25 protein-coding genes and 1 tRNA gene are annotated in these 23,291 nt (G+C 70.9%); 20 read left to right on the top strand and 6 right to left on the bottom strand.

Annotated elements, in window-relative coordinates:
* The first annotated feature begins 29 nt into the window (after positions 1 to 29).
* The 4 genes from ACZ6WH_RS25570 to ACZ6WH_RS25555 all read left to right on the top strand — a co-directional run bounded on the left by ACZ6WH_RS25570 (position 30) and on the right by ACZ6WH_RS25555 (position 3,912).
* On the top strand, positions 30 to 1,289 hold the full coding sequence (locus tag ACZ6WH_RS25570; protein ID WP_469730972.1) for an amidohydrolase family protein: 1,260 nt from the start codon (positions 30 to 32) through the stop codon (positions 1,287 to 1,289).
* Positions 1,290 to 1,457: 168 nt separating this feature from the next.
* Entirely contained in the window at positions 1,458 to 2,120 is a 663-nt protein-coding gene (locus ACZ6WH_RS25565) for an SDR family oxidoreductase (protein ID WP_469730970.1), read from the top strand.
* A gap of 446 nt (positions 2,121 to 2,566) precedes the next feature.
* Positions 2,567 to 3,025 (top strand): hypothetical protein, encoded by a 459-nt coding sequence (locus tag ACZ6WH_RS25560; protein ID WP_469730969.1) that lies wholly within the window; start codon positions 2,567 to 2,569, stop codon positions 3,023 to 3,025.
* Between the two features lie 110 nt (positions 3,026 to 3,135).
* The gene (locus tag ACZ6WH_RS25555) at positions 3,136 to 3,912 is read left to right on the top strand and encodes an NUDIX domain-containing protein (protein WP_469730967.1); all 777 of its coding nucleotides are present in this window, start codon (positions 3,136 to 3,138) and stop codon (positions 3,910 to 3,912) included.
* Here ACZ6WH_RS25555 and ACZ6WH_RS25550 read toward each other — a convergent pair.
* Positions 3,896 to 5,029: an XRE family transcriptional regulator gene (locus ACZ6WH_RS25550; protein ID WP_469730965.1), complete on the bottom strand. Its 1,134-nt coding sequence runs from the start codon at positions 5,027 to 5,029 to the stop codon at positions 3,896 to 3,898. The two genes, ACZ6WH_RS25555 and ACZ6WH_RS25550, sit on opposite strands and share 17 nt — an antisense overlap.
* Positions 5,030 to 5,684: 655 nt before the next feature.
* Here ACZ6WH_RS25550 and ACZ6WH_RS25545 point away from each other — a divergent pair.
* The 15 genes from ACZ6WH_RS25545 (at position 5,685) to ACZ6WH_RS25475 (ending at position 17,557) form a co-directional block, all read left to right on the top strand.
* Complete coding sequence (locus ACZ6WH_RS25545; protein ID WP_469730963.1) at positions 5,685 to 6,452, top strand: DUF4097 family beta strand repeat-containing protein; 768 nt, start codon at positions 5,685 to 5,687, stop codon at positions 6,450 to 6,452.
* A gap of 39 nt (positions 6,453 to 6,491) precedes the next feature.
* Positions 6,492 to 6,941 carry a transcriptional regulator gene (locus ACZ6WH_RS25540; RefSeq protein ID WP_469730961.1) on the top strand — a complete coding sequence of 150 codons (450 nt, stop codon included), beginning with the start codon at positions 6,492 to 6,494 and terminating at the stop codon, positions 6,939 to 6,941.
* Positions 6,942 to 7,028: 87 nt separating this feature from the next.
* The gene (locus ACZ6WH_RS25535) at positions 7,029 to 7,286 is read left to right on the top strand and encodes a DUF6284 family protein (protein WP_469730959.1); all 258 of its coding nucleotides are present in this window, start codon (positions 7,029 to 7,031) and stop codon (positions 7,284 to 7,286) included.
* Complete coding sequence (locus tag ACZ6WH_RS25530) at positions 7,283 to 7,489, top strand: hypothetical protein (protein WP_469730957.1); 207 nt, start codon at positions 7,283 to 7,285, stop codon at positions 7,487 to 7,489. The genes ACZ6WH_RS25535 and ACZ6WH_RS25530 overlap by 4 nt, the downstream gene beginning before the upstream one ends.
* Complete coding sequence (locus tag ACZ6WH_RS25525) at positions 7,486 to 8,634, top strand: hypothetical protein (protein WP_469730955.1); 1,149 nt, start codon at positions 7,486 to 7,488, stop codon at positions 8,632 to 8,634. Before ACZ6WH_RS25530 ends, ACZ6WH_RS25525 begins: the two co-directional genes overlap by 4 nt.
* Positions 8,634 to 9,026, top strand: a complete 393-nt coding sequence (locus ACZ6WH_RS25520) for an RRQRL motif-containing zinc-binding protein (RefSeq protein ID WP_469730953.1) — start codon at positions 8,634 to 8,636, stop codon at positions 9,024 to 9,026. The genes ACZ6WH_RS25525 and ACZ6WH_RS25520 overlap by 1 nt, the downstream gene beginning before the upstream one ends.
* A gap of 1 nt (position 9,027) precedes the next feature.
* A complete protein-coding gene (locus tag ACZ6WH_RS25515; RefSeq protein WP_469730951.1) occupies positions 9,028 to 9,345 on the top strand; it encodes a hypothetical protein in 318 nt (105 codons plus the stop codon).
* 11 nt (positions 9,346 to 9,356) lie between these two features.
* A complete protein-coding gene (locus ACZ6WH_RS25510; protein ID WP_469730950.1) occupies positions 9,357 to 9,515 on the top strand; it encodes a pRL2-8 in 159 nt (52 codons plus the stop codon).
* A 144-nt stretch (positions 9,516 to 9,659) separates the two neighbouring features.
* Positions 9,660 to 11,777, top strand: coding sequence for an FtsK/SpoIIIE domain-containing protein (locus ACZ6WH_RS25505; RefSeq protein ID WP_469730948.1), 2,118 nt, complete (start codon positions 9,660 to 9,662; stop codon positions 11,775 to 11,777).
* A gap of 203 nt (positions 11,778 to 11,980) precedes the next feature.
* Positions 11,981 to 12,457, top strand: coding sequence for a hypothetical protein (locus ACZ6WH_RS25500; protein ID WP_469730946.1), 477 nt, complete (start codon positions 11,981 to 11,983; stop codon positions 12,455 to 12,457).
* 82 nt (positions 12,458 to 12,539) lie between these two features.
* Entirely contained in the window at positions 12,540 to 13,196 is a 657-nt protein-coding gene (locus tag ACZ6WH_RS25495; protein WP_469730945.1) for a DNA cytosine methyltransferase, read from the top strand.
* Positions 13,193 to 14,026: a bifunctional DNA primase/polymerase gene (locus ACZ6WH_RS25490; RefSeq protein ID WP_469730942.1), complete on the top strand. Its 834-nt coding sequence runs from the start codon at positions 13,193 to 13,195 to the stop codon at positions 14,024 to 14,026. Before ACZ6WH_RS25495 ends, ACZ6WH_RS25490 begins: the two co-directional genes overlap by 4 nt.
* A gap of 1 nt (position 14,027) precedes the next feature.
* Complete coding sequence (locus ACZ6WH_RS25485; protein ID WP_469730939.1) at positions 14,028 to 15,503, top strand: ATP-binding protein; 1,476 nt, start codon at positions 14,028 to 14,030, stop codon at positions 15,501 to 15,503.
* Positions 15,504 to 15,986: 483 nt separating this feature from the next.
* Positions 15,987 to 16,196, top strand: coding sequence for a helix-turn-helix transcriptional regulator (locus ACZ6WH_RS25480; protein WP_469730937.1), 210 nt, complete (start codon positions 15,987 to 15,989; stop codon positions 16,194 to 16,196).
* Complete coding sequence (locus ACZ6WH_RS25475; protein WP_469730935.1) at positions 16,193 to 17,557, top strand: tyrosine-type recombinase/integrase; 1,365 nt, start codon at positions 16,193 to 16,195, stop codon at positions 17,555 to 17,557. The genes ACZ6WH_RS25480 and ACZ6WH_RS25475 overlap by 4 nt, the downstream gene beginning before the upstream one ends.
* Positions 17,558 to 17,710: 153 nt before the next feature.
* Here the strand turns inward: ACZ6WH_RS25475 and ACZ6WH_RS25470 are convergent.
* Positions 17,711 to 17,792: transfer RNA gene (locus tag ACZ6WH_RS25470), tRNA-Tyr, on the bottom strand.
* Positions 17,793 to 17,992: 200 nt separating this feature from the next.
* On the opposite strand from ACZ6WH_RS25470, the gene ACZ6WH_RS25465 reads away from it, so the two are divergent.
* A complete protein-coding gene (locus tag ACZ6WH_RS25465; protein ID WP_432856093.1) occupies positions 17,993 to 18,481 on the top strand; it encodes a YajQ family cyclic di-GMP-binding protein in 489 nt (162 codons plus the stop codon).
* Between the two features lie 130 nt (positions 18,482 to 18,611).
* On the opposite strand, the gene ACZ6WH_RS25460 is transcribed toward ACZ6WH_RS25465, so the two are convergent.
* From ACZ6WH_RS25460 to ACZ6WH_RS25445, 4 genes are all read right to left on the bottom strand, one after another.
* The gene (locus tag ACZ6WH_RS25460) at positions 18,612 to 19,004 is read right to left on the bottom strand and encodes a YccF domain-containing protein (RefSeq protein WP_362212854.1); all 393 of its coding nucleotides are present in this window, start codon (positions 19,002 to 19,004) and stop codon (positions 18,612 to 18,614) included.
* Positions 19,001 to 19,864, bottom strand: coding sequence for a zinc metalloprotease HtpX (gene htpX / locus ACZ6WH_RS25455; RefSeq protein ID WP_432856099.1), 864 nt, complete (start codon positions 19,862 to 19,864; stop codon positions 19,001 to 19,003). The genes ACZ6WH_RS25460 and htpX overlap by 4 nt, the downstream gene beginning before the upstream one ends.
* 157 nt (positions 19,865 to 20,021) lie before the next feature.
* Positions 20,022 to 21,605 (bottom strand): NADH-quinone oxidoreductase subunit N, encoded by a 1,584-nt coding sequence (locus tag ACZ6WH_RS25450; protein WP_469731377.1) that lies wholly within the window; start codon positions 21,603 to 21,605, stop codon positions 20,022 to 20,024.
* A 2-nt stretch (positions 21,606 to 21,607) separates the two neighbouring features.
* Positions 21,608 to 23,287, bottom strand: a complete 1,680-nt coding sequence (locus tag ACZ6WH_RS25445; RefSeq protein WP_469730932.1) for a complex I subunit 4 family protein — start codon at positions 23,285 to 23,287, stop codon at positions 21,608 to 21,610.
* Positions 23,288 to 23,291 lie beyond the last annotated feature (4 nt).

Genomic DNA, 23,291 nt, shown 5'->3' with positions numbered 1-23,291 from the left:
CTGCGTGATCTTGCACCCCTAGGAGCGCGATGGCCGACAGCAGTCAGCAGCCGAATCCGGGGAAGCCGCACGGGGCCGGCCGGTCCGAGCGGCCCGAGGCGAACTCCCTGACGCTGTGCGGCGCCCGGCTGGCCGACGGCCGGACGGTGGACGTCCGGCTCGGCGGCGGGCGCATCGAGGCGGTCGGCACGGCGGGCCGGCTCGACGCCCTGGGACACCGCATCGACCTGCACGGCTACCTGCTGCTACCGGCCCCGGCCGAGCCGCACGCGCACTGCGACACGGCGCTGACCGCCGACTGCTCCGGGCCCGCCTCCGACGACCCGGACGACGTGCAGCGCCGCACCACGGAGTCGGCACTGCTGCATCTCGGGCACGGCGCGACGGCGCTGCGGACGCACGTACGGATCGGTGATGTCTCCGGGCTGCGCTCGCTGGAGGCCGTCCTCCAGGCCCGCCGCACGCTGCACGACCTCGCCGACCTGACCGCCGTGGCCGTGCCGCGGCTGCTGACCGGCGCCGCGGGCGCTGACGGGCTGGCGATGCTGCGGGACGCGGTGAAGATGGGCGCCACGGTCGTCGGCGGCTGCCCCGACCTGGACCCCGATCCGGCGGGCTACGCGGAGACGGTTCTGGAGCTGGCCGCCGAGCACGGCTGCGCCGTCGACCTGCACACCGACGGCGACGACCCGGCCCGGCTGGGGCGGCTGGCCGCGATGGCCGGCGGGCTGCGGCCCGGCGTGGCCATCGGGCCGTGCGCGGGGCTGGGCCGGATGCCGTGGCGGGTGGCCGCGCGCGCGGCCGAGCAGCTGGCGGCGGCCGGCGTCACGGTCGTCTGCCTGCCGCAGGGCGACTGCGCGGGTCTGGAACGACCCTCCTCGCAGGTGACGGGCCCGGCGCCGGTACGGCTGCTGCGGGCGGCCGGAGTCCGGGTCACGGCGGGCAGCGGCGCCCTCAGGGACGCGGCGAACCCGGTCGGCCGGGGCGACCCGCTGGAGGCCGCGTACCTGCTCGCGGCGCGCGGCGAGGCGACCCCCGAGGACGCGTACGAGGCGGTGAGCGCGGCGGCGCGGGAGACGCTGGGCCTCCCGGAGGTGCGTGTGGAGGCGGGCTTCCCGGCCGAGCTGCTGGCCCTGCGCGGGAACAGCGTCGCGGCCGCGCTGTCCCTGGCGTACAGCCGGATCGTGGTGCACCGGGGGCGGGTGGTGGCCCGGACGAGCGCGGTCCGCGAGTACTGCGACTCCGAGGCGACGGTGGCGCTGGAGCTGCCGCGCCAGTCGCAGCGCTGAGCGGCCCTGCGGCGCGTGCGGAGCACCGGCGGGCCTCCGGGTATTCGGGGCTGTTCGGCCACGTCCCGCGGGCGCGCTGTGCGCCGGATGGCGTGGAACGCGCGCGCCCGACGGCGTGTGCGGGGCTTCGGCGCCCGGTCCGCCGCGTGCGGGCGTACGGTCGGGATCATGCGCATTGTCATCGCAGGAGGACATGGTCAGATCGCGCTGCGGCTGGAGCGCCTGCTCGCCGCGCGCGGGGACGAGGTCGCGGGCATCATCCGGCGGCCCGAGCAGGCCGGGGATCTGCTGGCCGCCGGCGCCGAACCGGTCGTACGGGACCTGGAGTCGGCCTCGGTCGACGAGGTCGCGCGGCATCTGGAGGGCGCGGACGCCGCGGTCTTCGCCGCGGGCGCGGGGCCCGGCAGCGGTGAGGACCGCAAGGAGACCGTGGACCGCGGCGCCGCCACGCTCTTCGCGAACGCGGCCGAGGCCGTCGGCGTACGGCGGTTCGTGGTGATCTCGGCCATGGGCGCGGACAGCGAGCCGCCGGAGGGCACCGACCCGGTCTTCGCCGCCTACCTGCGCGCGAAGGGCGCGGCGGACGCGGACGTACGAGCCAGGACGGCCCTGGACTGGACGATTCTGCGGCCGGGCCGGCTGACGGACGACCCGGGCACCGGGTCGGTGCGGCTGGCCGAGTCCACGGGCCGGGGCGAGGTCACCCGGGACGACGTGGCGGCGGTGCTGGCGGCCCTGCTGCAAGAGCCGGCGACGAGCGGCCGGACGCTGGAGCTGATCGGCGGCGACACCCCGGTCGAGGACGCCGTACGGAACGCGGCACAGGCCTGACAACCGGGCCTTCGGCGGCCGGCCGCCGAAGGCCCCACGGCCGCACAGCGCAGCGAAAACGCCAAAGGCCCCCACTCTCGTGGGGGCCTTTCGCTCTCCTGTGGCGGCGCCAGGATTCGAACCTGGGAAGGCTGAGCCGGCAGATTTACAGTCCTCTCAAGATCGCCACTAGACACCTCGGCTGACCTGCGTGGACGGCCGGAGGGTCGCGGCGTCTCGCTCTCGCCGTCCACGTGTCGTCCAAGGAGAATCCGGAATGATTTGTTCCGAGTAGGCTTCCGCCCCCGGAGGGACTCGCGCACCCTCAGCTTGGGAAGTTCACGCGCATGGACCCCACAATCGCCGCCGCGCTCGTGTCAACGCCAGTCGCACTTCTCGCTGCCGCGGCCGCATATGGCGCTGGTCGCGTCCAAGGGCGGGGCTCCTATCAGGGAGCTGTTGACGCCGTGCGCCGCCAACACCAGCGGGACGCCTACGCCACCCTCCTCGGTGCAGCCAACAGCTACTTCCGTAAAACCAGCTGGGCAACGTGCTCCGAACAAGCCTGCGATCGGTTGGGCATCTCCTACCCGCCGAGGGCGAGAAAGGAAGAGGCTGACCGCCAGACCTGTCTCATCCGAGCCGGGGTGTCAACCGAGCAGTTGCGGCTGGCTACCGCCGTTGTCGAACTCGAAGGTCCTGAGCACATAGCGGAGATCGCGGTGCGCATCGAGGACGCTGCCCTGAACCTGCATGCCAACGCTCTCCACGGCGATGTCCCTCGCACCCTCTACGACATGCGCGATGGCAATCCGGCTCCCGCTGGGGAGCCCAACGACGATCTGGACCTGCTGAAAGCTATTTCCGCATTCACCGAAGTCGCCCGTGCCCACCTCAACGGCGGTAGGGCGTCCGGACGGCGTTGACCCCCTGTGCCAAACCAGCTGGCTAGCGGCGAGACGTGGCTCTGTCTGTGTCGAATGCCCACGGATACGCTGGTACGCGCCAGCCGACGAACCAGGAGAGTGCTCTGAGGATGGGACCGAAGTCGACCAAGGTCTACTCAACGATCCGCGAGTGGATCACTTCGGGGAAGTTGCAGCCGGGAGACAAGCTGCCTTCCGAGCGAACGCTGAGCGAGGATCTGGAGATCGGCCGCACGGCCCTCCGGCAAGTGCTGGCACGTCTGGCCGCTGAGCGGCTGATCCGGGCTTACGGGCGTAGCGCTTACCGAGTGGCTGGCGGGGTGAGCATCGAGCCGCCCGAAGGGCTGGAGCCCTGGAAGATCCACGGTGAACGCAACCTCTACGACAACCGCTGGGTGAAGCTGGACCTCTTCGACGTGGAACCGCCCGGCGTGGAGCGCTTCGAGCACCACGTCGTCACGCTCCACCACGTCGCGATCTCAGCGGTGCTGGACGACGAGGATCGAGTGCTGATGCTCTGGCGCTACCGCTTCGTGCCACAGCAGTGGGGTTGGGAACTTCCCGGCGGGATCGTCGACCCTGGTGAGGACGCCCACATGACGGCTCTCCGCGAAGTGGAGGAGGAGACCGGCTGGCGCCCCGACAGCCTGGAGCACGTAGTCACGTACCAGCCGATGGTGGGCATGGTCGACAGCCCTCACGAAATCTACGTGGGGCGCGGCGCGCAGCGCATTGGCGAACCGACCGATCTCGAAGAGGCCGGCCACGTCGCCTGGGTACCACTCGCCGACATCCCCGGCTTGATGGCCAAGGGCCAGCTCATGGGGTCAGGGACTCTCGTCGCCCTTCTCCACCTCCTCGCCAGCTCTCCTACATCTGCCCCGTGAGCAGGTCGATCCGGCGGCGATGACGCACTGAGCCCGTACGGTTCGCCAGCAGGCGTGCGTGACGGAGATGCTCGCGCGCCTGGTCGGCCTCGCCGCGCGCCTGATGAGCCTGCGCCAAGTCGCACCGCAGACCGGCTTGGGCGCGAACGAAGGTCGGGTCCATCGTGTCGAGAGCCTCGTACAGGCTGCCAACGGCGTCATCGTCGCCGAGTAGAGCCAGGGCGTTGCCTCGCCAGCGGGACAAGTGCCCGTGATTCAGGAAGACGCTCAGCATGTCAGGGTCGCGAGCCTCCTCCCCGCCCGGGAGGCACGCGACCGCCCTTTCCAGCGCCCCACGACAGTCGTCGTCCTTACCTGCCTTCGCGCAGATTTCAGCCTCCGCAGCATGAAGCCATGCCCGCAGACGGGGCGAAAGTCTGTCTCCCCCAGTGGCCTGCGCGTTGCGCACCAGCTCAACGGCAAGTTCCGGACGACCGGCATCACACAGGACGTACGCCTGCTCTCCCATGGCGTGAGCCGCGTACATAGGCGCGTCCGCCTCTTGGGCAGCCCGCTTGCCCAGCTCGTAGTGCCGCCACGCTCTCTCGACGGCACCGGCGTCCAATGCCTGCCACGCCGCAAGAGTCGCTGCACCCGTGAGGGCGAGCGCGATCGGCTTCCGTGCATCAGGAAGCACCGCGAAGGTGAGCGCGTCTTCGAGGGCGGAGAGGTGACCGTTCATCTGGTCCACCAGACTCGCGGCGCCCATCTGCCGATCCATGGTCCGGAACAGTTCCGTCTGATCCATGAACGTGCTCACCATGGATTTGCTGACGCTGCGCGCTGAATCGACGCGTTCGATCAGCTCCTCATAGCCGCCGACGACTGGTGGCGCTGAAATGGCGGCCGGTACGCCACGCAGCTCGTCATCGGTGACGCCGAGCAGCGGACGGAGGATTGCGGCGTAGCGGTCCGAGAGCGACCGCCGGTCGTTCTCCCATTCGGACACGTAGACGCGCAGGCTCGCGGTCGACGCCACATCGATCAGGTGCTGCCGCGCGTACCGCTCGATCTCGCGGATCAATCGGTCCTGCGACCAACCACGAGCCGCCCGCGCTTTTTTCAGCCCGTCACTCATGCGCCCCCTCCACCGGGTCGATCGATCGTTCCGTCTCAGCATGCCGCACATCGCCGCAGGTCGGCAGGGGTTAACACCAATTGAGTTAAGGCCAGTTGGCTACCGATGCCTCCCCTTTTCACAGCACCGTAGTTGCGCAGGGAGACGCGCCCCAAAGGCAAATCTTCCGTAGGCGCTTGACGACTGGTGCGCACCAGATGCAATCTATTGGTGCGCACCAGATGGAGCGCAAGGGAGAGGCCCTTACGGACTCCTCCCGCACAGGGCGGACACGCTGCAAGACCGCCCGACAAGGCCAGGGGACAGGGTTTCGGCCCGACTGGCGAGGTGGCCCGGTGACCGCGAGCAACGGCCGGAGGGTGGGGACGAGGTCCCCCTTGCAGTGCAAATTCCGTGTCCGCAACACCGGAAGGGAGAGGGCGGGTGGATCAAAGACATCTCTGGGCGCCGCCGTGATCGACCGGCCGGCGGCGCCTGTGCATCACCCCAGTTCGCGAGCGAATTACCGCCGACGGACAAGCCGGTCGCCCTTCTTCCTGCCATCGCAGCGGCTATCGCTGCGGCCGGTTGCTTCCTCCGCCCGTCCGGCCCTCGTGGTCGTACGGGCGGGGCTGAGGGGAGCCGGGACGGTCCCGCTTCCGAGAGGAATTCACCCATGACTGAGCGCACCTTCGTCTCCCAGACCTCCGGCCCGATCGTGCTGGGCCTGTCGCTGCCCGTCGGGCAGATCCGAGTCCAGGTCAGCGACAACGTGACCACGGCCCGGGTGGTACTTCGCACCGAGGACACCACCGGCCCGGCGGCCGACGCCGTCGAGCGGGCCCGCAGCCGCCAGAACGGCCAGGCGTTCGGCATCGAGGTGCCGGAGATGCCGGGCAACGTGATGGTGCAGAGCGTGCGCGGCAACCGCGTCGTGCAGACCGCCGGCACCGTCTACGGCTCGGTGACCGGCATGACCATCATCAACGGCCGCGTGGTCACCGGCGGCAGCACGATGCAGACGGTCAGCTCGATCGAGGCCACCGTCCTTCTGCCCGCCCACTCCTCCCTCGCGGTGGTCACCACCTCCGCCGACGCGGACCTGTTCGGCTCCGTCGAGCGGCTGGAGTTCCGCTCCGTCTCCGGCGACCTGAACGCCGATGGCGTCCGGGACATGACCGCCAACACCACCTCCGGGGACATCGAGGTCGACCGGGTCAGCGGACGCATCACGGCCCGCTCGGTCTCCGGAGACGTTGACCTCCGCCTCTACAGCGGCCAGGACGCGGACCTGAACACCACCTCCGGCGACGTGAGCGTCGCGGCCACCGACGCCGCCTCCGGCTTCCTGCGGGCTCACAGCGTCTCCGGCGACGTGAGGCTCTCCGGCACCCGGCACCTGCGGGTGAGCGCCGACAGCGTCTCCGGCCGCGTCCGCCGCTGATCTTCCTCAGCACCGCCCATCCCGTTCGAAGGAGTCCCCGTGCCTGCTGCCACGTTCGCCGCTGTCTTCGTCGCCCTGTACGTCGCTCACAGCGTGGGCGACCACTGGGTGCAGTCCTCGCACCAGTCGGTCACCAAGGGCCGCCCCGGCTGGGTCGGCCGCCTCGCCGACACCCGCCACGTCGCCACCCTGACCGCCACCAAGGCCCTGGTGCTCGTCCCCGTCGTCCTGCTGCTGGACCTGCACCTGTCCGCGGTCGGCCTCATCGCGGGTCTCGGCATCGACGCCATCACGCACTGGTGGGCGGACCGACGCAGCACCCTCGCCTGGCTGGCCAAGGTCACTGGCAAGAGCGAGTTCTACCAGCTGGGCGCCCCGCGCGAGGGCAAGGACGACAACCCGCACATCGGCACCGGCTCCTACGCCCTGGACCAGTCCTTCCACCACCTGTGGCTGTTCGTGGCGGCCCTGATCATCGCCGTCGCCTGAAGACCCTCTACAACGCCGCGCGGCCCTGGTGCTGGCACACCAGGACCGCAGTGCGGCCGCACCCACTGAGTTTGAGGAGCAACGACCATGAAGCACATCGTCACCATCGGCGAGGCCGTTACCGCGTTCGAGCCCTGGATGGAGCCCACCGACGCGGAGCTGAACGCGATCGAGCAGGAGATGCCCGCCATCGAGGCGGACGTCGAGCTGCTGGACGCGCAGATCGCCACCCTGGACCGGCCGGTCACCGAGCTGGACATCCGCCGCATCCGCCGGGCCCGCCGCAAGGTGCTGGCCGCCCACGCCACGCTCGCCAACCAGGCCGAGACGGGGGACGCGGCATGAAGGCGCTGATCTCGTTCCTCGCGGCCTTTTGGCTGCGCTTCGGTCCGCTGGTGATGGCCGCGCTGATCGCCGCCAGTTGGGCGCCGGGGGTGCCCTCCTGGGGCCGCTTCGTGGTGGGCACGGTCTCCTGCTTCGTCTGCCTGCACTGGGCGAAGGTGCACAGCGCCCGCCGCGAGCGCGGCCAGGACGGGGGTGCGGCATGAGCCTGAGCACTTACCGCGAGGAGCGGCGGGCCGACCAGGCCGCCGAGGCCGAGCAGCGCCGGATCGATGCTGCAGCCGCGGAGGAGCGGCGGGCCGAACGGCAGAGGGCGGCCGATGAGCGGGCGGCGCGGCTGCGGGAGCAGGCCCGAGCCGACAAGCAGGCCGACCGCGCCGACCGCGAGGCGCGGCGCCGTGAGCGGGCCGAGCGCCGGGCGGTGGCGCTGACGCCTGAGCGGATCTACCGCAACGGGACGCTCGCGCTGGTTGTAGCATCCGGACTCGCCTCGCTGCCCGCGCAGATCGCGCACTTCGTCTCCATCTCGGTGATGCTGCTGCCCGTTCCGTTGGGGCTGGAGGGCGCGGCGTGGGTGATGGCGGCCGGTGTCGCCTACGCCGATGCCCGCTCCGCGCCCGGCTGGGTGCGCTGGCTACTGCGGTTCCTGGTCGCGGCCTGCGCCACCTTCGCAGCCTCCATCAACTACGGCTACGGCCTGTCCCTCGCCGACGGCCCGCACGGGCTGTCCGCCGACAACGCCCAGGCGGCCGGCGCCGGGCTCGCCGCCGTCACCGTCCTGGGTCCGGTCGTCTTCGAGATCCGTCAATGGGTCTCCACCCTCGCCGCACGCGACGACGACGCCAAGGAGCGCCGCCGCCACGCGGCCCGCCGCCGTCGCCACCACCGGGACGTGCTCCGTGTCGCGCGACGGCTCATCTCCGCTGCGCCGTACGGGACGCTGGCCGCGGAGGAGGCGTGGAAGCGGGCGTGGGAGGTCGTGCACGGGCCGACAGAACCCGGTATGACGCCGCGTCTGGAGAAGCGGGCGGTAGCCGCTGCCACGCAGCTCATGGAAGCGCGTAAGCCGGACGCCGACGCCGTCGGCCGACGCATCCGTGCCGGTCTCACGCACCCGCAGTTCGTGCTGCCCGACACCGGCAACGTCGTGCCGCTGCGGCGCGAAAAGCCGCAGGTCGCGACCCAAATGCCCCCCGCTTCCGGGAAGGCGGCGAAGGCCCGCAAGCGGCCGGTCCCGCCCCGGCGCAAGAAGGGGGACAGCGCCCCCTACCATCCGGCGGCACGAGCCGTGGCGGCCGATACCGCCCGCCGCGCTACGCCCGCTTCCGGCGGCATGGCTGAGGCCGCCTGATGTCCCCGGCGTTCGGCAAGTGCTACGACCCCTCCGGCGCCCGCTACGGCATCCCGACCTACCCGTGGCGCCTGGCGCCGGACGGGCTGGCCACCCGGCGCCAGTTACGGGCCCGCGGCCTGCGGCCCGGAGGGCAGCCGATAGCTGCTCAGCTCATGCGGCAGAACTGCCGCCGTGGCGGCGTCCAGGTCGCCTACCTATACGACATCAACCAGGCCCGCCCGGTCCGGCCCATGACCTCGCGGAAATGGGGCGCGCTGGCCCTGGCGATGCTCGCTCGCCGCACCTGCCCGGCCTGCCACCAGGACGCCGGATACGTCATCTCGGCCTCACTCGGCATGTGCGTGCCCTGCGCCTACCCCGACCCTTCGAACTCCCCGAGGAACAGCTGACATGAGCAACTCCGACATCCGCCGCCTGGACCGCGAGATCCGGGCCACCGAGAAGAAGCTGGAAGCGGTCCGACGGGGTGAGTCGTGGCCGATGAACGGCCGTGAGCGCCGGGCGATGGCCCGCGCCCTGGCCAACGGCTCCTACCGCGCCGCCCGAGGTCGCAGCACGGACCGCGCCGAGGAGCAGATCGACTCCACCGGCAGCGCTGCCGAGATGCGGCTGAACGCGGAGCTGACCGCCCTGCACGCGGAGCGGCAGAGGCTCATGACCGAGGCCGCTCGCGACAAGGCGGCCAAGAAGTCGTCGGGGCGGTGGTGACCGTGCCCGGCATGGAGACGCCTCCCGGCGAGTGCCCGCAGTGCTGGCAGCACGCCCACGACCGGCGCGTTCACCGCAAGCTCGGCCCGCGCGAGGACTGCCCGCAGTGCGTGGACCACATGGTCAACGGCTGCCCCTACCTCGTGCCCAAGAAGTCCCGCTGGTGGTGACCGCTCCCGCGGGCGCACTGCCCACCGCGTGACGCTCACCCGCATGTCTCTGCTGCCCGGGGTGGCCGCCTCTTTCCACGGACACGGCCACCCCGGCTCTCCCGCTCACTCCGCCCTTGAGGGGCAGTCAGGAGCACTCCCAGCATGTCTGAGAACGTCGTCCACCTCCACAAGCCCACCGACCCCCCGGCCCCCGACACGGCCCCCACCGTGCTGACCGTGGTCCCCGACGCCCCGCCGGCACCGCCCGTACCGCTGTGGGTGCGCTCCGGGCGCGCGGTGAAGACCGCTGCCACGCACGAGTCGACCAAGGCCACCATCCGCGCGGCGGCCCGGCACAGCCTCTACACCCTCAACGGCGGCCGGATCGTGGCCCGTCGCACCTGGGACGGCCGCACCGGCGCCCGCTACGAGCGCATGATCCGTGCCGCCGAAGCCGCGGGGAACCTGGAAGCGGCCGAGGAGTGGGAGGAGCGGCTGCAGCGCTTCCGCGCCGCCCGCCACCACCGCCGCATGGACCTGCTCCACTCCCCGGCCGAGGCCGCCAAGGGCGTGGCCGTCGGCGCCGGCGTGAGCATCGGCGTGCTGGTCGGCCTCGGCATCGTGATGGCCCTCAACACCGGGCACGTCGGTGACGTCATCACCCCGCTGACCGCGACGATCGACTTCATCGCGCTGCTGATCCGGATCGTGCAGGTCGTGTGGGGCCCGGCGCTCTCCATCGGCCCCTTCCTGGCCCTGTTTGCCCTGTGGTCGGTGGGCCGCAAGCAGCAAGCCGCACCGAACTGGGCCCTCCCGGCGAACGCCCGGTCGGACGAGGGCGAGCCGATCACACCGTCGATCGTGGTCAAGGCCCTGCGCGACCTCGGAGTCCCGGCCCTGCGCAACGCCATCAAGGAGATGGGCGACGCCGGCGCGTCCATGCTGGGACCGATCACCATCGCCGGATGCGGCGTGGAAGTCGACGTCACCCTCCCCTCCGGGGTGTCGACCAACGAGGTACAGAGCAAGCGCCGCAAGCTGGCCGAGAACCTCACCCGGCACGAACACGAAGTGTTCATCACCATCCCGCAGGCAGCCCGCACGGTCCGGCTGTGGGTGGCCGACTCCGGGGCGCTGGATGAGCCGATCGGCCCGTCCCCGCTGGTCACCGACGACACGCTGACCGCCGACTACGCCAAGGGCCGCGCCCCCTGGGGCCAGGACCTGCGCGGGGACGCCGCCGCACTGAGCCTCTACCAGCGCCACCTGCTCATCACGGGCCTGTCCAACCAGGGCAAGACCGTGGCCCTGCGCTCCCTGGCCCTGTGGCTCGCGCTGGACAAGTCGGTGCAGTTCCTCATGGGCGACCTCAAGGGCGTGGGCGACTGGGCCATGTTCGATGGTCTCGCCACGACCCTGATCCAGGGGCCGACGGATGAGCACGTGATCCAGGTGACCGAGATGGTCGAGGGCGCGGTGGACGAGATGAACCGCCGCATCCAGGCCCCGCCCGGCACCACCTTCCCGCCGCTGATCGTGCTGGTGGATGAGGCGCAGGTGGCGTTCATGTGCCCCGCCAAGGACGAGGACAAGCGCCCGTATGGCGGGTCGAAGGCCAACTCCCGGTACTTCATGGCCGTCCGGAAAATCCACAACCAGGGGCGGGCCGTGAACGTGCTGATGTGGCAGGGCACCCAGGACCCGACCAACGAGAACCTTCCCAAGCTGGTCCGCGAGGGCGCCCACACCCGCGCCTCCCTCGCCCTGGGCACCGAATCCCAGGCCCGCATGGCTTTGGGAGACAAGGCCGTCGACGGCGGGGCGGCTCCGAACCTGCTGCGTCCGGGCCTGGACCGGGGAACCCTGGTCGTCGCCTCCGACGGCATCACCATCCCGGCCGGCCAGTCCTCCATCACGGTGCGCACGCACTACATCGACGACGACGCCGCCGAGGCCATCACCGACCGGGCCAAGGCCCTGCGCGACGGCGTCACCACCCTGCACGCCATCGAGCGAGAAGAAGAGCACGACCCGCTTGCGGACATTGCCGCTGTCGTCGGCGACGCGACCCGCGTGCGGACCAAGGACGTACTGGCGCGGCTCGCGACACGGAACGCGGACGCCTACGGCGGCTGGTCCTTCATCGACCTCAAGCGCGTCCTGGACGACGCCGGCGCCGAGCCCTACAAGTCCGACGGCGTCATGGTCGTCGCCCGCGACCGCCTCGCCCGCGCCCTCGCCAACCGCGACGGAGAGGCTTCCGCTTCCGCCGACGGATGACAGGGAGCGCACCGCCGACGGGTCAGGGAGGCAGGGAGAACTCCCTGACCGCCTCCCTGACCCACCTCCCTGGCCCTGACCTGCGCAAATGATCATTCAGGGAGTCAGGGCGGCACGCAGGTCAGACCCCCGAAACCCCCTCCACGCGGCACCCCGAAGGGGGTGTCTCTGCCTCCCTGGCCAAATGCCGGAAGGGATTCCGCATGTACCCCGACACCACCCCGCAGACGCCCTCGTCGGACGCCGGGCTGAGCGAGGTTCAGGCCGAGGCCGAGGCCCGGCGGATCATCGCCGACGCCTACCGGCCCACCGCCTACCGCGACGACACCCCCATCCCCGCCCACGGCGACACCCCGCCCGTCGCCCAGCCCGGACGGCCCCCGATGAGCCAGGGCGCCACCGACGCCAGCGTGCTCATGCTCGCCGGCGGCGCCACCACCGCCATGGTCGGCGGCACGGCCGCGCTGGTGATGTACGTGTCCCAGTTCGCCGACCCGGTCGTATGCGGGCTCGTGTTCGGCGCCCCGACCGCCCTCGTGCTCGCGCTCGGACGGCTCGCCAAGAAGGCCAGGCCCGCCCCGGACGTCCACCACCACTACGAGGGCCCCGTCCACCAGGACCAACGCCACGTCCAGAGCAAGACCACCGGCGTATGGGCCAAGACCAACAACCAGCAGTAATGCCAAGGGCGGCCCCCCATTCCGCCAAGAACCGGGGCCGCCCTCGCTACCAGAACTCCCCAGAGAACTGGAGGTCTCCAGGATGACCCAACCCACCGACATGCGGCGAGCCTTCCGCGGACCCAGGCCGCGCTTACTGGACCTGTGCTGCGGTGCCGGCGGCTTGGCCATGGGCTACCACCTCGCCGGGTTCGACGTCACCGGCGTCGACATCCACCCCCAGCCCAACTACCCCTTCATCTTCCACCAGGCCGACGCGCTGGACTTCGTCCGCGACCACGGCCATGAGTACGACCTCATCCACGGCTCTTGGCCGTGTGAGCACTACGCCCGGGTGACCCGCTGGCGCGGGCGCCGCGAGGACCACCCCGACCTGCTCGCCCCGGGCCGGGAGGCCATGCAGGCCACCGGCCGCCCGTACGTGATGGAGAACGTGCCGGAGACCGCCTGGGCGGGGCTGCTGCGGCCGGACTACCTGCTGTGCGGGACCCAGTTCGGCCTCCCGATCCGCCGGCACCGGGTCTTCGAGACCTCCTGGGGCGGCGGTGGCGATCTGGTGTCGCCGTGCTGGCACCGCAAGGGCCTGCTCGCCTTCGAGCACAAGGGCGAGCGCGCCTATGCCGACGCCATGGGCTGCACCTGGATGACCAACCTGGAGGCCCGCAAGGCCGTCCCCCCGGCCTACAGCCACTGGATCGGCCAGCAGTTCCTCGCCCACGGGCTGGAGGCGGCGGCATGAGCCAGCATCTCCAGACCGCACTGAGGCTGGCAGCCACCGGGGTTCCGGTGCTGCCGCTGCGGGCGGGCAAGCTCCCGTTCGGCAACTGCCGCACCTGCGCCGGCAGCGCCTGTGGCGACCGGCCGAACATGCTGGCCGCCGGCCCCTGCCAGTGCCCCAGGGTGTGCCACGCGTGGGCCGCCGCCACCACCGACCCCCGCGTACTCACCTCCCCAGCCTGGGCCACCGCATGGCGGCAGGCTGCGGCCGTCGCCTACCACCCGGGCGGCACCGGGCTGACCGTAGTCGACCTCGACAACCCGGCCGCCGTCGCCTGGGCCCGCCAGACCCTGCCGCCCACCCGCACAGTGCCCACGACGCGCGGGGAGCACTGGATCTACCGCGGGACGATGCAGTCCTCCAACGGGGTCCGGCCCGGCGTGGACATCAAATCCAGGATGTCCTACGCCCGCTGGCTCGGGCCTGGAACCGGCGCCATGGCGTCGCTGCCGGACCAGGTGCGCGCCCTGGTCGTGAAGGAACCCCGCACGGTTCGGCCCGCGCCTCAGGCCATCAGCGTGCCCGCCGGGGAGGGGGAGTGCCGTCACCGCACGCCCGTCTACCTGGAGCGGGGCATCGCCATGGCGGAGCAGCGCATCACCGAGGCCCGCGAGGCGATCCACACCACGGTCTACCGGACCTTTCTCGCCGTGCTCTCCGCACATGGCCGGTGCGGGTGCCTGACTGAGGCTCATGTCGCGCGGCTGTTCGCTGCCGCGCAGGCCAAGGGCGAGCGGCTCCGGCACTGCACGGATGCGTGGACCAATGCCCGCACCACGTTGGGACTGTGACATGTCCGAGGACGACAAGACCCCGGCCCGCGAGGTCATCACCGACTACGCCCAAGCCCACTTCCGCTACTTCCGCACCGCCGACGGAACCGTCTACGCCCAGAAGAACGGCCACCCCGTCGCCCGCCCCATCCGCTCCCAAGGCACCACCGGCAGCCACCGCCAGGAACTCATGATCGGCCTGTTCAAGGACGGGCGCGGCGTGTTCAACGGCACCGCCCTCAAGGAGGCACTGGACTTGATCGAAGCACTCGCGCTCACCGAGGACACCCAGCCCGTCCACATCCGCGTCGCCCCCGGATTCGACGGCGCCACCTGGCTCGACCTGGGCCGCAACGACGGGAAGTCCGTCCGCATCCACTCCACCGGCTGGGACATCCGCACCCCCGACCCGCAGGAAGTGCGCTGGCGGCGCACCCAGCTCACCGGGGAACTGCCCCTGCCGACCAAGGACACCGACGGCAAGGGCATCGACCTCCTGCTGCGGCTGTGCAACTTCGCGACCGCCGAGACCGAGTGCCTGGCCCTCGCCTGGCTGATCGGCTGCCTGGGGCCGTCCGTGCCCGTCCCCGCTCCGTTCCTCACCGGGCCGCAGGGGGCGGGCAAGTCCACCGGGGGCCGGATGCTAGTGCGGATCATCGAGGGCATGAGCGGGGACCTGCGCCGCGCCCCGAAGGACGAGGAGAACCTGATCGCGGCCGTGGCCGCCGGGTGGGTCACCGCTCTGGACAACCTCTCCCACCTGACACCGGACCTCTCCGACCTCATGTGCTGCATCGTCACCGGAGCGGAGACCATCAAGCGTGCCCTGTTCACCGACGGGGACGTGGTCCGCTCCCGCTACCGCCGTCCCCTGCTGCTGACCGGCATCGACGTCGGCGTCGTCCGGCCCGACCTCGCCGAACGCCTTCTCCCGCTGCGCCTGGAGCGGCCCAAGGTTCGGCGGACCGAGGCCGAGCTGTGGGCGGAGTTCGAAGAAGCGCTGCCCGTGATCCTCGGCTCCCTCCTGGACCTCACCGTCCAGGTCCGTGCGGCCGAGGCCGACATCCCCACCGACCTGCGCATGGCCGACTTCGCGCACCTGTGCGCGCAGCTCGACGCAGCAACCGGCCTCGGGGCGCTGGGCGCCTACCGGGCCAGCCTGGACGACCTCAACGACGACGTCATCGAAGGCGACCTCCTGGCGCAGACCGTGCTGAAGCACGCCGCCGGCCTCGAAGCGGGCGCAGAGGTACGCATGACGTCCTCCGAGTGGCTGCACTGCCTCACCGGCCTCTACAGCGGTGAGGACTGCCGTCCCCTGCCGAAGGGCTGGCCCACCACGGGCAAGGTCCTCTCCGACCGGCTCAAGCGCCTCCAGCCGACCCTCGCCGCCCGGGGCGTCCTCGTCGACTGGGGCCGCACCAGCGCCGCTCGCTACATCGAAATGACCCGACGCCCGACCCAGGTGCCGCACCAGCAAGAGCCCATGCTCTGACCGCGCGGGACCTGCACAAGCAAGAGGAGCACCACCTCGCACCACGCCGGGGGTGCTTCTCTTGCTGTTCGGCGCCTCGGCGCCGCCCGAAGGTCGCGCCGCGAAGCGGCTCCTTCTTCACGCCCTGAGGCGCGCACTACAACAGACACCCCCTTCTCTTTTCCTAAGAGAAGAGACGCTGCGTCACCCGCGTCGCCAAAGGGCGGAAAACGGCCCTGACCTGCTGCTACAGGGGTGACGCAGGACGGCCGCGACTACGTCACCTCGCGTCACCCGCGTCACCCGTGACGGAAGCCTGCGTCACGGGTGACGCGACGCAAAGCCTTTACGTCACCCAAATCCGCAGGCCAGACGCGCGTATGTCGCGGATGACGTGGTGACGCAGAAATCCCCACCTCGGACAGACGCGGGCCCCCAAGAGCCCCCGGACCCAGGCCCCGCCCGCCTTGGGCTCCCCTCTCCTCACCTCAAGGAGATCTCCGCATGAGCACCCCCACCCGCCGGCGCCGCGCGCCGAAGGACGAGCTGATCCCCCTGAGCGACGTCCTGGAAGAACTCTGCATCAGCCGCCCGACCTGGTACCGGTGGCGCGATCGCGGTTACGCGCCGGAGGCACATCGCACGCCATCCGGTCGCATCTGTGTGCGCCGAAGTGTCCTGGACGCCTTCAAAGACGAATTGGAAGCCGCGTGACCGAGTGGAGCTACACCGTCAAGATCTGGGCCATCCGGAAGCGCGAATACCGGAAGCCCTACCAACTTCGCTGGAAGGTAGGCACACGCCCCCACTCCGAGTCCTTCCTGACGCTGGGACTCGCCGAGAGCCGCCGTGCTCAGCTCATCACTGCCGCCCGTGAGGGTGAGCCGTTCGACGTGGACAGCGGGCTGCCCAAGTCCATGGTCGCGAAAGACCGGGACATCTCCTGGTACGAGCACGCCCGCCGGTACATCGAAATGAAGTGGCAGCACTCCCCCGGCTCTACCCGACGGACCCTCGCCGAGGCCATGGCTAGCGTTGCGCCCGCACTCGTGAAGGACACAAAGGGGATGCCGGACGCCCGAGCTGTACGCACAGCTCTCTACAGCTGGGCGTTCAACAAGAACCGCTGGGAGGAAGAGCCGCCGGCGGACGTGGCGAAGGTGCTGGCCTGGTTCGAGCGGAAGTCTCTGCCCGCCTCCCGGCTCGCCGATCCCCTGCTCATCCGGGCCGCTCTGGATGCTCTCTCCAAGAAGCTGGACGGGACGACGGCCGCGGCGGCGACGATCCGCAGGAAGAGGGCGATTTTTCACAATGCCCTTGAGTTCGCCGTGGAGGCAGAACTCCTGACGGAAAACCCGCTGCAGCGGGTGCGGTGGAAGGCACCCGAGCAGGTCGAAGAGGAGCTGGACCCGGCGTGCGTGCCAGACCCTGAGCAGGTCGCGAAGCTCCTGGCCGCTGTGCGGGACCAGAGCGCCCGCGGCCGTCGGCTCGTGGGCTTCTTCGGCTGCATGTACTACGCGGCAGCGCGTCCGGCGGAAGTCATCGGCCTGCGGCTCCAGGACTGCGACCTCCCGCGCCGCGGCTGGGGCACTCTGCGGCTCCGCGAGACGCGCCCGCGGTCGGGCTCAGCGTGGACGGACAGCGGCGACGCCCACGACAGGCGTGGGCTGAAGCACCGGCCCCGAAAGGCGGTCCGAACGGTCCCCATCCCGCCCGAGCTGGTGTCGCTGCTGCGGTGGCACGTCACGGCGTACGGCGTGGCCCCGGACGGCCGCCTCTTCCGCACGCAGCGCGGCGGACTGGTCCAGGACACCGGATACGGCGAAGTCTGGGCGGAAGCTCGGTCCAGGGCCCTCATCCCGGCCCAGCGCGAGTCATCAGTGGCCAAGCGCCCGTATGACCTTCGTCACGCGGCCGTCTCCACCTGGCTCAGCTCCGGTGTGGAGCCTCAGCTGGTGGCCAAGCGCGCCGGCCACAGCGTCGCCGTCCTGTTCCGCGTCTACGCCAAGTTCCTCAGCGGCGGTGACGAGGCCGCGAACGCCAAGATCTCGGCTCGCCTCGGCCGCCCCGCCTGAGGGGCAGGCAATCCCGTCCACGGCCCGTCCACACAGCGCGAGACGGAGCGTTCGAACGCGAGACAGGGCGAGACAATCCCCCGATCGTGGCGGCGCATGACAAAGGGCCCGTGACCTGGCTTTTCAGCAGGTCACGGGCCCTTCATATCCGTGTGGCGGCGCCAGGATTCGAACCTGGGAAGGCTGAGCCGGCAGATTTACAGTCTGCTCCCTTTGGCCGCTCGGGCACACCGCCTGGGGTTGCTGCCGGGAGTCCCGCCTGGGCGGTGCTCCGTGGCAACGACGTAAACCATACCTGATGGCGGGGGGTGGTCCGCCACTCGGTTCCGCGCGCCCTGATCATGACCGGGGCCGCGGCACGGGTGGCTAGGCTTGCGGGGCGGTCCGGGACGGGCCGCGTCCCTGACGGATCTACCCACGAGGAGCCAACTCAACATGGCCGACTCCAGTTTCGACATCGTCTCGAAGGTCGAGCGGCAGGAGGTCGACAACGCCCTCAACCAGGCCGCCAAGGAGATCTCGCAGCGCTACGACTTCAAGGGCGTGGGCGCGTCGATCGAGTGGTCCGGCGAGAAGATCGAGATGCGTGCCAACGCCGAGGAGCGGGTGAAGGCTGTCCTCGACATCTTCCAGTCCAAGCTGGTCAAGCGCGGGATCTCGCTGAAGGCCCTGGACACCGGCGAGCCGCAGGCCTCCGGCAAGGAGTACAAGATCTTCGCTTCGATCGAGGAGGGCATCTCCCAGGACAACGCGAAGAAGGTCGCCAAGATCATCCGTGACGAGGGCCCCAAGGGCGTCAAGGCCCAGGTCCAGGGTGACGAGCTGCGCGTCTCCTCCAAGAGCCGCGACGACCTCCAGTCCGTCCAGCAGCTCCTGAAGGGCAAGGACCTGGACTTCGCCATCCAGTTCGTGAACTACCGGTAGGCGCTGCGCCCACGGGCCACGGACACACCGGACGGGGCGGCACCACACACCGCGGGCCGCCCCGTCGGCGTACGCGGGCACGGGCGGCCGGGCGGGGGCACTGGGCCCGCCGCGGGCCGTCCGGACCGCCTCAGCGCGCCGCGAAGGGCTGGTCCGTGGGGACGATCTCGCGGCCCAGGGGCATCAGGGAGACCGGGATCAGCTTGAAGTTGGCGATGCCGAACGGGATGCCGATGATCGTGACGCACAGGGCGACGCCCGTGACGATGTGCCCGATCGCCAGCCACCAGCCCGCGAGCAGCAGCCAGATGCCGTTGCCCAGGCAGGAAGCGGCGCCCGCGTCGCGCCGGTCGACCGTGGTGCGGCCGAACGGCCAGAGGGCGTACACGCCGATCCGGAAGGAGGCTATGCCCCAGGGGATCGTGACGATCAGGATGCACATGATCACGCCGGCCAGGGCGTACCCGAGGAACAGCCAGAAGCCGGAGAGGACGAGCCAGATGACATTCAGGATGGTTTTCACGGTCGGTACCCTGCCAGTTCCTCCAGACGGCTGATGCGCTCCCGCATGGGCGGGTGTGTCGAGAAGAGCTTGGAGAGCCCCTCACCGGCCCGGAACGGGTTGGCGATCATCATGTGGCTCGCCGTTTCCAGCCGCGGCTCGGGCGGCAGCGGGAGCTGCTGAGTGCCGTACTCCAGCTTCCGCAGGGCCGAGGCCAGGGCGAGCGGGTCGCCGGTCAGCCGGGCTCCGGAGGCGTCCGCCTCGTACTCCCGGGAGCGGCTGACGGCCAGTTGGATGAGGGACGCGGCGACCGGCCCGAGGATCATGATCAGCAGCATGCCGAACAGCCCGGGGCCCTCGTCGTCGTCCGACCTGCCGATCGGGATCAGCCAGGCGAAGTTCACCAGGAACATCACCACGGAGGCGAGCGCGCCCGCGACCGAAGAGATCAGGATGTCGCGGTTGTAGACGTGGCTGAGCTCGTGCCCGATGACGCCGCGCAGCTCGCGCTCGTCCAGCAGCTGCAGGATGCCCTCGGTGCAGCAGACCGCGGCGTTGCGCGGGTTGCGCCCGGTGGCGAAGGCGTTGGGGGCCTGGGTGGGCGAGATGTACAGGCGCGGCATGGGCTGGCGGGCGGCCGTGGAGAGCTCGCGGACCATGCGGTAGAGCTGGGGCGCCTGGAACTCGCTGACCGGGCGGGCCCGCATGGCGCGCAGGGCGAGCTTGTCGCTGTTCCAGTACGCGTACGCGTTGGTGCCCAGCGCGACGAGGACGGCGACGACCAGGCCCGTACGGCCGAACATACTGCCGATGACGATGATGAGCGCGGACAGTCCTCCGAGGAGAACCGCGGTCCTGAGCCCGTTGTGCCGGCGGTGCACGGTACGCCCTCCAGGTGGTGCGGCAGGGGAACCCTTTGCGATTACGTGTCCACTTTTCAGTGGACCCTCCGTTTCTGGTCAACGCCAGACGGCGGAGCGTGGTTCCCTGCGCCCCCTGGAGAGGGCGTTCGTCCGTTCGGGTGCGCCTCCTCGGGCGCTAGAGGAGTGCTCCGGAGGCGAAGCGCAGGACGAGCTGCGGCGCCCCGGAGAGCACGATGCCGACGAGCGCGGTGAGGCCGACCGCGGTGGCCAGCGCCGCCGGGATACGAGGCCGGGCAACGGGCGCTGCGGCGCCCTCGGGGGCGGCTTCCGGCGCGCGGAAGAGGACCGCGGTCCACTGCAGGTAGTAGTAGAGCGCGATCACGACGTTCACGGCCATCACGACGGCCAGCCAGGCCAGGCCCGCGTCGACGGCCGCGGAGAAGACCGTGACCTTGGCGAACAGGCCGATGATGCCCGGCGGCAGACCCGCCAGGCACAGCAGGAAGAAGCCGAGGGCCAGCGCGTACAGGGGGCGGGAGGCGTACAGGCCCCGGTAGTCGGCGATGCGGTTCTGCGGGTGCGTACGGGCCACGAGGGCGGCCACCGCGAAGGCCCCGAGGTTCACCGCCGCGTACATCAGGGCGTACGCCACCGTGGAGCCGACGGCGTGTGCGGTGTCATCGGCGTACGCGGCGGACGCGATCGGCACCAGCAGGTACCCGGCCTGGCCCACGGAGGACCAGGCGAGCAGGCGTACGGCGCTGTGCGCACGGTCGGGGCGCTGGCGCAGCGCGGCCACGTTGCCGACCGTCATGGTGAGCGCGGCAAGTACGGCGAGCACGGGGCCCCAGACGTCGCCGTACGAGGGGAACGCCTCGACGGTGACGACGATCAGGCCGGAGAAGCCGACGGCCTTGCCGACCACGGAGAGGTACGCGGCCACGGGGAGCGGCGCGCCCACATACGTGTCGGGCACCCAGAAGTGGAAGGGCGCTGCGGCCGTCTTGAAGGCGAAGCCCACGAGGGTGAGGGCGACGCCGGCCTTGGCCAGGATGTCGAGCCGCGGGTCCGGCTGTGTGAGGGCCTCGGCGACCTGGGCCAGGTGCAGGCTGCCGGTGGCGGCGTACACGAAGCTGACGCCGAGCAGCATCACCGCGGTGGCGGTGACCGAGGACAGGAAGAACTTCAGCGCCGCCTCGGAGGACAGCTTGTCGCCGCGCCGGATGCCCACGAGGGCGAAGGCGGGCAGCGACGCCACTTCGAGGGCGATGACCAGCGTGGCGAGGTCCCGGGAGGCCGGGAGCAGGGCCGCACCGGCCGCGGAGGACAGCAGCAGGAACCAGAACTCGCCGCCGGGCAGCTTCTGGTCCTTGATCGGGTTGATCGACAGCAGGGCGGTGAGCAGCGCGCCGCCCAGGACGAGCAGCTGGACGACGACCGCGAAGTGGTCGGCGGCGTAGCTGCACACCTCGGGACGGCCGGTGAGGCAGAAGGTGGTGCGGTCGCCCCTGAGGAGCGGCAGCAGGGACAGCCCGGCCAGAACCAGGCCCGCGACGCTGATCCAGCCGAGTACCGGCTTGCGGCGCTCGGAGAGGAAGAGGTCGGTGACGAGCACGATCAGCGCGAAGAGGGCGGCGAGGGTCGGCGGCGCGATGGCGAGCCAGTCGACGGACTGGACGAGGCTCGCGACACCGCCGGCGGCCTGCGCGGCGGTGCCGCCGGCTGCTGCGCTCCCGGCGCCCGCGGCGAGGACAGTCATCATCAGCTACCGCCTCCGAGGAGGTTCTGCACGGCCGGGTCGGTGAGGCCCAGCAGGGCCGCGGGCCAGAGACCGGCGAGGACGGTGAGGGCGGCCAGCGGGGTCCAGGCCACGTACTCGTAGGGGGCGACGTCGGGGACGGCGGGGGCCCTCTCCTTGACGGCGGTGGGGGCCGTGGCGACGGTGGTCGAGGCGGCCTGGCCGGGGGCCACCCCGGCGGTCGCGCCCTCGCCGGGGGCGGCGGCCAGCGCGTCCTGCTCGGCGGTCTCCTTGCTGCCCATGCAGACCCGGCGGACGACGACGAGGAGATACGCGGCGGTGAGCAGGGTGCCGATGCCCGCCAGGACCATGAAGGTCAGGAAGGCGGGGCGGCTGAGGCCGTCAGCGGGTTTGAACGCGCCGAACATCGCAAGCATCTCGCCCCAGAAGCCGGCCAGGCCCGGCAGGCCGAGCGAGGCGATCGCGGCGAAGGCGAGCAGGCCGCCGAAGCGGGGCGCGCGGCCGTAGAGCGCGGCACCGGTGCGGCCCGCGAGCCGGTCCAGATCGGTGGTCCCGTACCGGTCCTTGAGCGCGCCGACCAGGAAGAAGAGCAGGCCGGTGATGAGGCCGTGGGCGATGTTGGCGAAGAGCGCGCCGTTGATGCCGGTGGGCGTCATGGAGGCGATGCCGAGCAGCACGAAGCCCATGTGGCCGACCGAGCTGTACGCGATCAGGCGCTTGAGGTCGCCCTTCGCGCCGCGGCGGGCCAGCGCCAGGCAGGCGAGCGAGCCGTAGATGATCCCGATCGCGGCGAAGGCGGCGAGGTACGGCGCGAAGGTGTGCATGCCGTCCGGCGCGATCGGCAGGGCGATGCGCACGAAACCGTAGGTGCCCATCTTCAGCAGGACGCCGGCCAGCAGGACCGAGCCGACGGTGGGCGCCGCGGTGTGGGCGTCGGGCAGCCAGCTGTGCAGCGGCCACATCGGCGCCTTGACCGCCAGGCCGATGCCGATCGCGAGCACCGCCAGCAGCTGAACGGTGTGGCTGAGCTGGGACTTCGGGCCGTTGTCAGTGGCGAGTGCCACCATGTCGAACGTGCCGGACTTCAGGCCGATGAGGAGGAGGCCCAGCAGCATCACGACGGAGCCGAGCAGCGTGTAGAGGATGAATTTCCACGCCGCGTACGTCCTGTTCTCGCCGCCCCAGCGGTTGATCAGGAAGTACATCGGGATGAGGACCATCTCGAAGGCGAGGAAGAAGAGCATCAGGTCCAGCACGGCGAAGGTCGCCAGGGTGCCGGACTCCAGCACGAGGATCAGCGCGACGAATGCCTTGGGGGACGGGCCCGCCGGCATTTTGAAGTACGAGTACAGCGCGCAGAGGAAGGTCAGCAGCGCGGTCAGGACCAGGAGGGGGAGCGAGATGCCGTCGATGCCGAGGTGGATACGGATGCCCAGCGCCGGGATCCAGCCGATATCCGTCTGAGCCTGCATGCGGGCGGGGTCGCCGTGGTCGAAGCCGGCCGCGAGCGCGACGGACGCGGCCAGGACGACACCGGTGACGGTCACGCCGTGCCGCAGCACGACCTGCTCCGGGTTGCGTCCCTTCAGGCCGGGCGGGGCGGGGAGCAGCGCCGCGAGCGCGCCGATCAGCGGGAGCACGACGACGCCCGCGAGAAGGATCTGCATGGCGTGGTGGCTCATGGTC

It is taken from the genome of Streptomyces sp. NPDC050806 (genome assembly GCF_055586425.1).
This window is presented reverse-complemented; position numbering and strand designations above follow the sequence as displayed.

Excerpts from the sequence above, each read along its gene's own strand:
- ACZ6WH_RS25510 (WP_469730950.1), top strand. The coding sequence starts at position 9,357 with ATGGAGACGCCTCCCGGCGAGTGCCCGCAGTGCTGGCAGCACGCCCAC.
- ACZ6WH_RS25530 (WP_469730957.1), top strand. The coding sequence starts at position 7,283 with ATGAAGGCGCTGATCTCGTTCCTCGCGGCCTTTTGGCTGCGCTTCGGT.
- ACZ6WH_RS25525 (WP_469730955.1), top strand. The coding sequence starts at position 7,486 with ATGAGCCTGAGCACTTACCGCGAGGAGCGGCGGGCCGACCAGGCCGCC.
- ACZ6WH_RS25465 (WP_432856093.1), top strand. The coding sequence starts at position 17,993 with ATGGCCGACTCCAGTTTCGACATCGTCTCGAAGGTCGAGCGGCAGGAG.
- ACZ6WH_RS25545 (WP_469730963.1), top strand. The coding sequence starts at position 5,685 with ATGACTGAGCGCACCTTCGTCTCCCAGACCTCCGGCCCGATCGTGCTG.
- ACZ6WH_RS25490 (WP_469730942.1), top strand. The coding sequence starts at position 13,193 with ATGAGCCAGCATCTCCAGACCGCACTGAGGCTGGCAGCCACCGGGGTT.
- ACZ6WH_RS25515 (WP_469730951.1), top strand. The coding sequence starts at position 9,028 with ATGAGCAACTCCGACATCCGCCGCCTGGACCGCGAGATCCGGGCCACC.
- ACZ6WH_RS25485 (WP_469730939.1), top strand. The coding sequence starts at position 14,028 with ATGTCCGAGGACGACAAGACCCCGGCCCGCGAGGTCATCACCGACTAC.
- ACZ6WH_RS25520 (WP_469730953.1), top strand. The coding sequence starts at position 8,634 with ATGTCCCCGGCGTTCGGCAAGTGCTACGACCCCTCCGGCGCCCGCTAC.
- ACZ6WH_RS25565 (WP_469730970.1), top strand. The coding sequence starts at position 1,458 with ATGCGCATTGTCATCGCAGGAGGACATGGTCAGATCGCGCTGCGGCTG.
- ACZ6WH_RS25570 (WP_469730972.1), top strand. The coding sequence starts at position 30 with ATGGCCGACAGCAGTCAGCAGCCGAATCCGGGGAAGCCGCACGGGGCC.
- ACZ6WH_RS25445 (WP_469730932.1), bottom strand. The coding sequence starts at position 23,287 with ATGAGCCACCACGCCATGCAGATCCTTCTCGCGGGCGTCGTCGTGCTC.
- ACZ6WH_RS25450 (WP_469731377.1), bottom strand. The coding sequence starts at position 21,605 with ATGACTGTCCTCGCCGCGGGCGCCGGGAGCGCAGCAGCCGGCGGCACC.
- ACZ6WH_RS25480 (WP_469730937.1), top strand. The coding sequence starts at position 15,987 with ATGAGCACCCCCACCCGCCGGCGCCGCGCGCCGAAGGACGAGCTGATC.
- ACZ6WH_RS25555 (WP_469730967.1), top strand. The coding sequence starts at position 3,136 with ATGGGACCGAAGTCGACCAAGGTCTACTCAACGATCCGCGAGTGGATC.
- ACZ6WH_RS25495 (WP_469730945.1), top strand. The coding sequence starts at position 12,540 with ATGACCCAACCCACCGACATGCGGCGAGCCTTCCGCGGACCCAGGCCG.
- ACZ6WH_RS25550 (WP_469730965.1), bottom strand. The coding sequence starts at position 5,029 with ATGAGTGACGGGCTGAAAAAAGCGCGGGCGGCTCGTGGTTGGTCGCAG.
- ACZ6WH_RS25535 (WP_469730959.1), top strand. The coding sequence starts at position 7,029 with ATGAAGCACATCGTCACCATCGGCGAGGCCGTTACCGCGTTCGAGCCC.
- ACZ6WH_RS25500 (WP_469730946.1), top strand. The coding sequence starts at position 11,981 with ATGTACCCCGACACCACCCCGCAGACGCCCTCGTCGGACGCCGGGCTG.
- ACZ6WH_RS25505 (WP_469730948.1), top strand. The coding sequence starts at position 9,660 with ATGTCTGAGAACGTCGTCCACCTCCACAAGCCCACCGACCCCCCGGCC.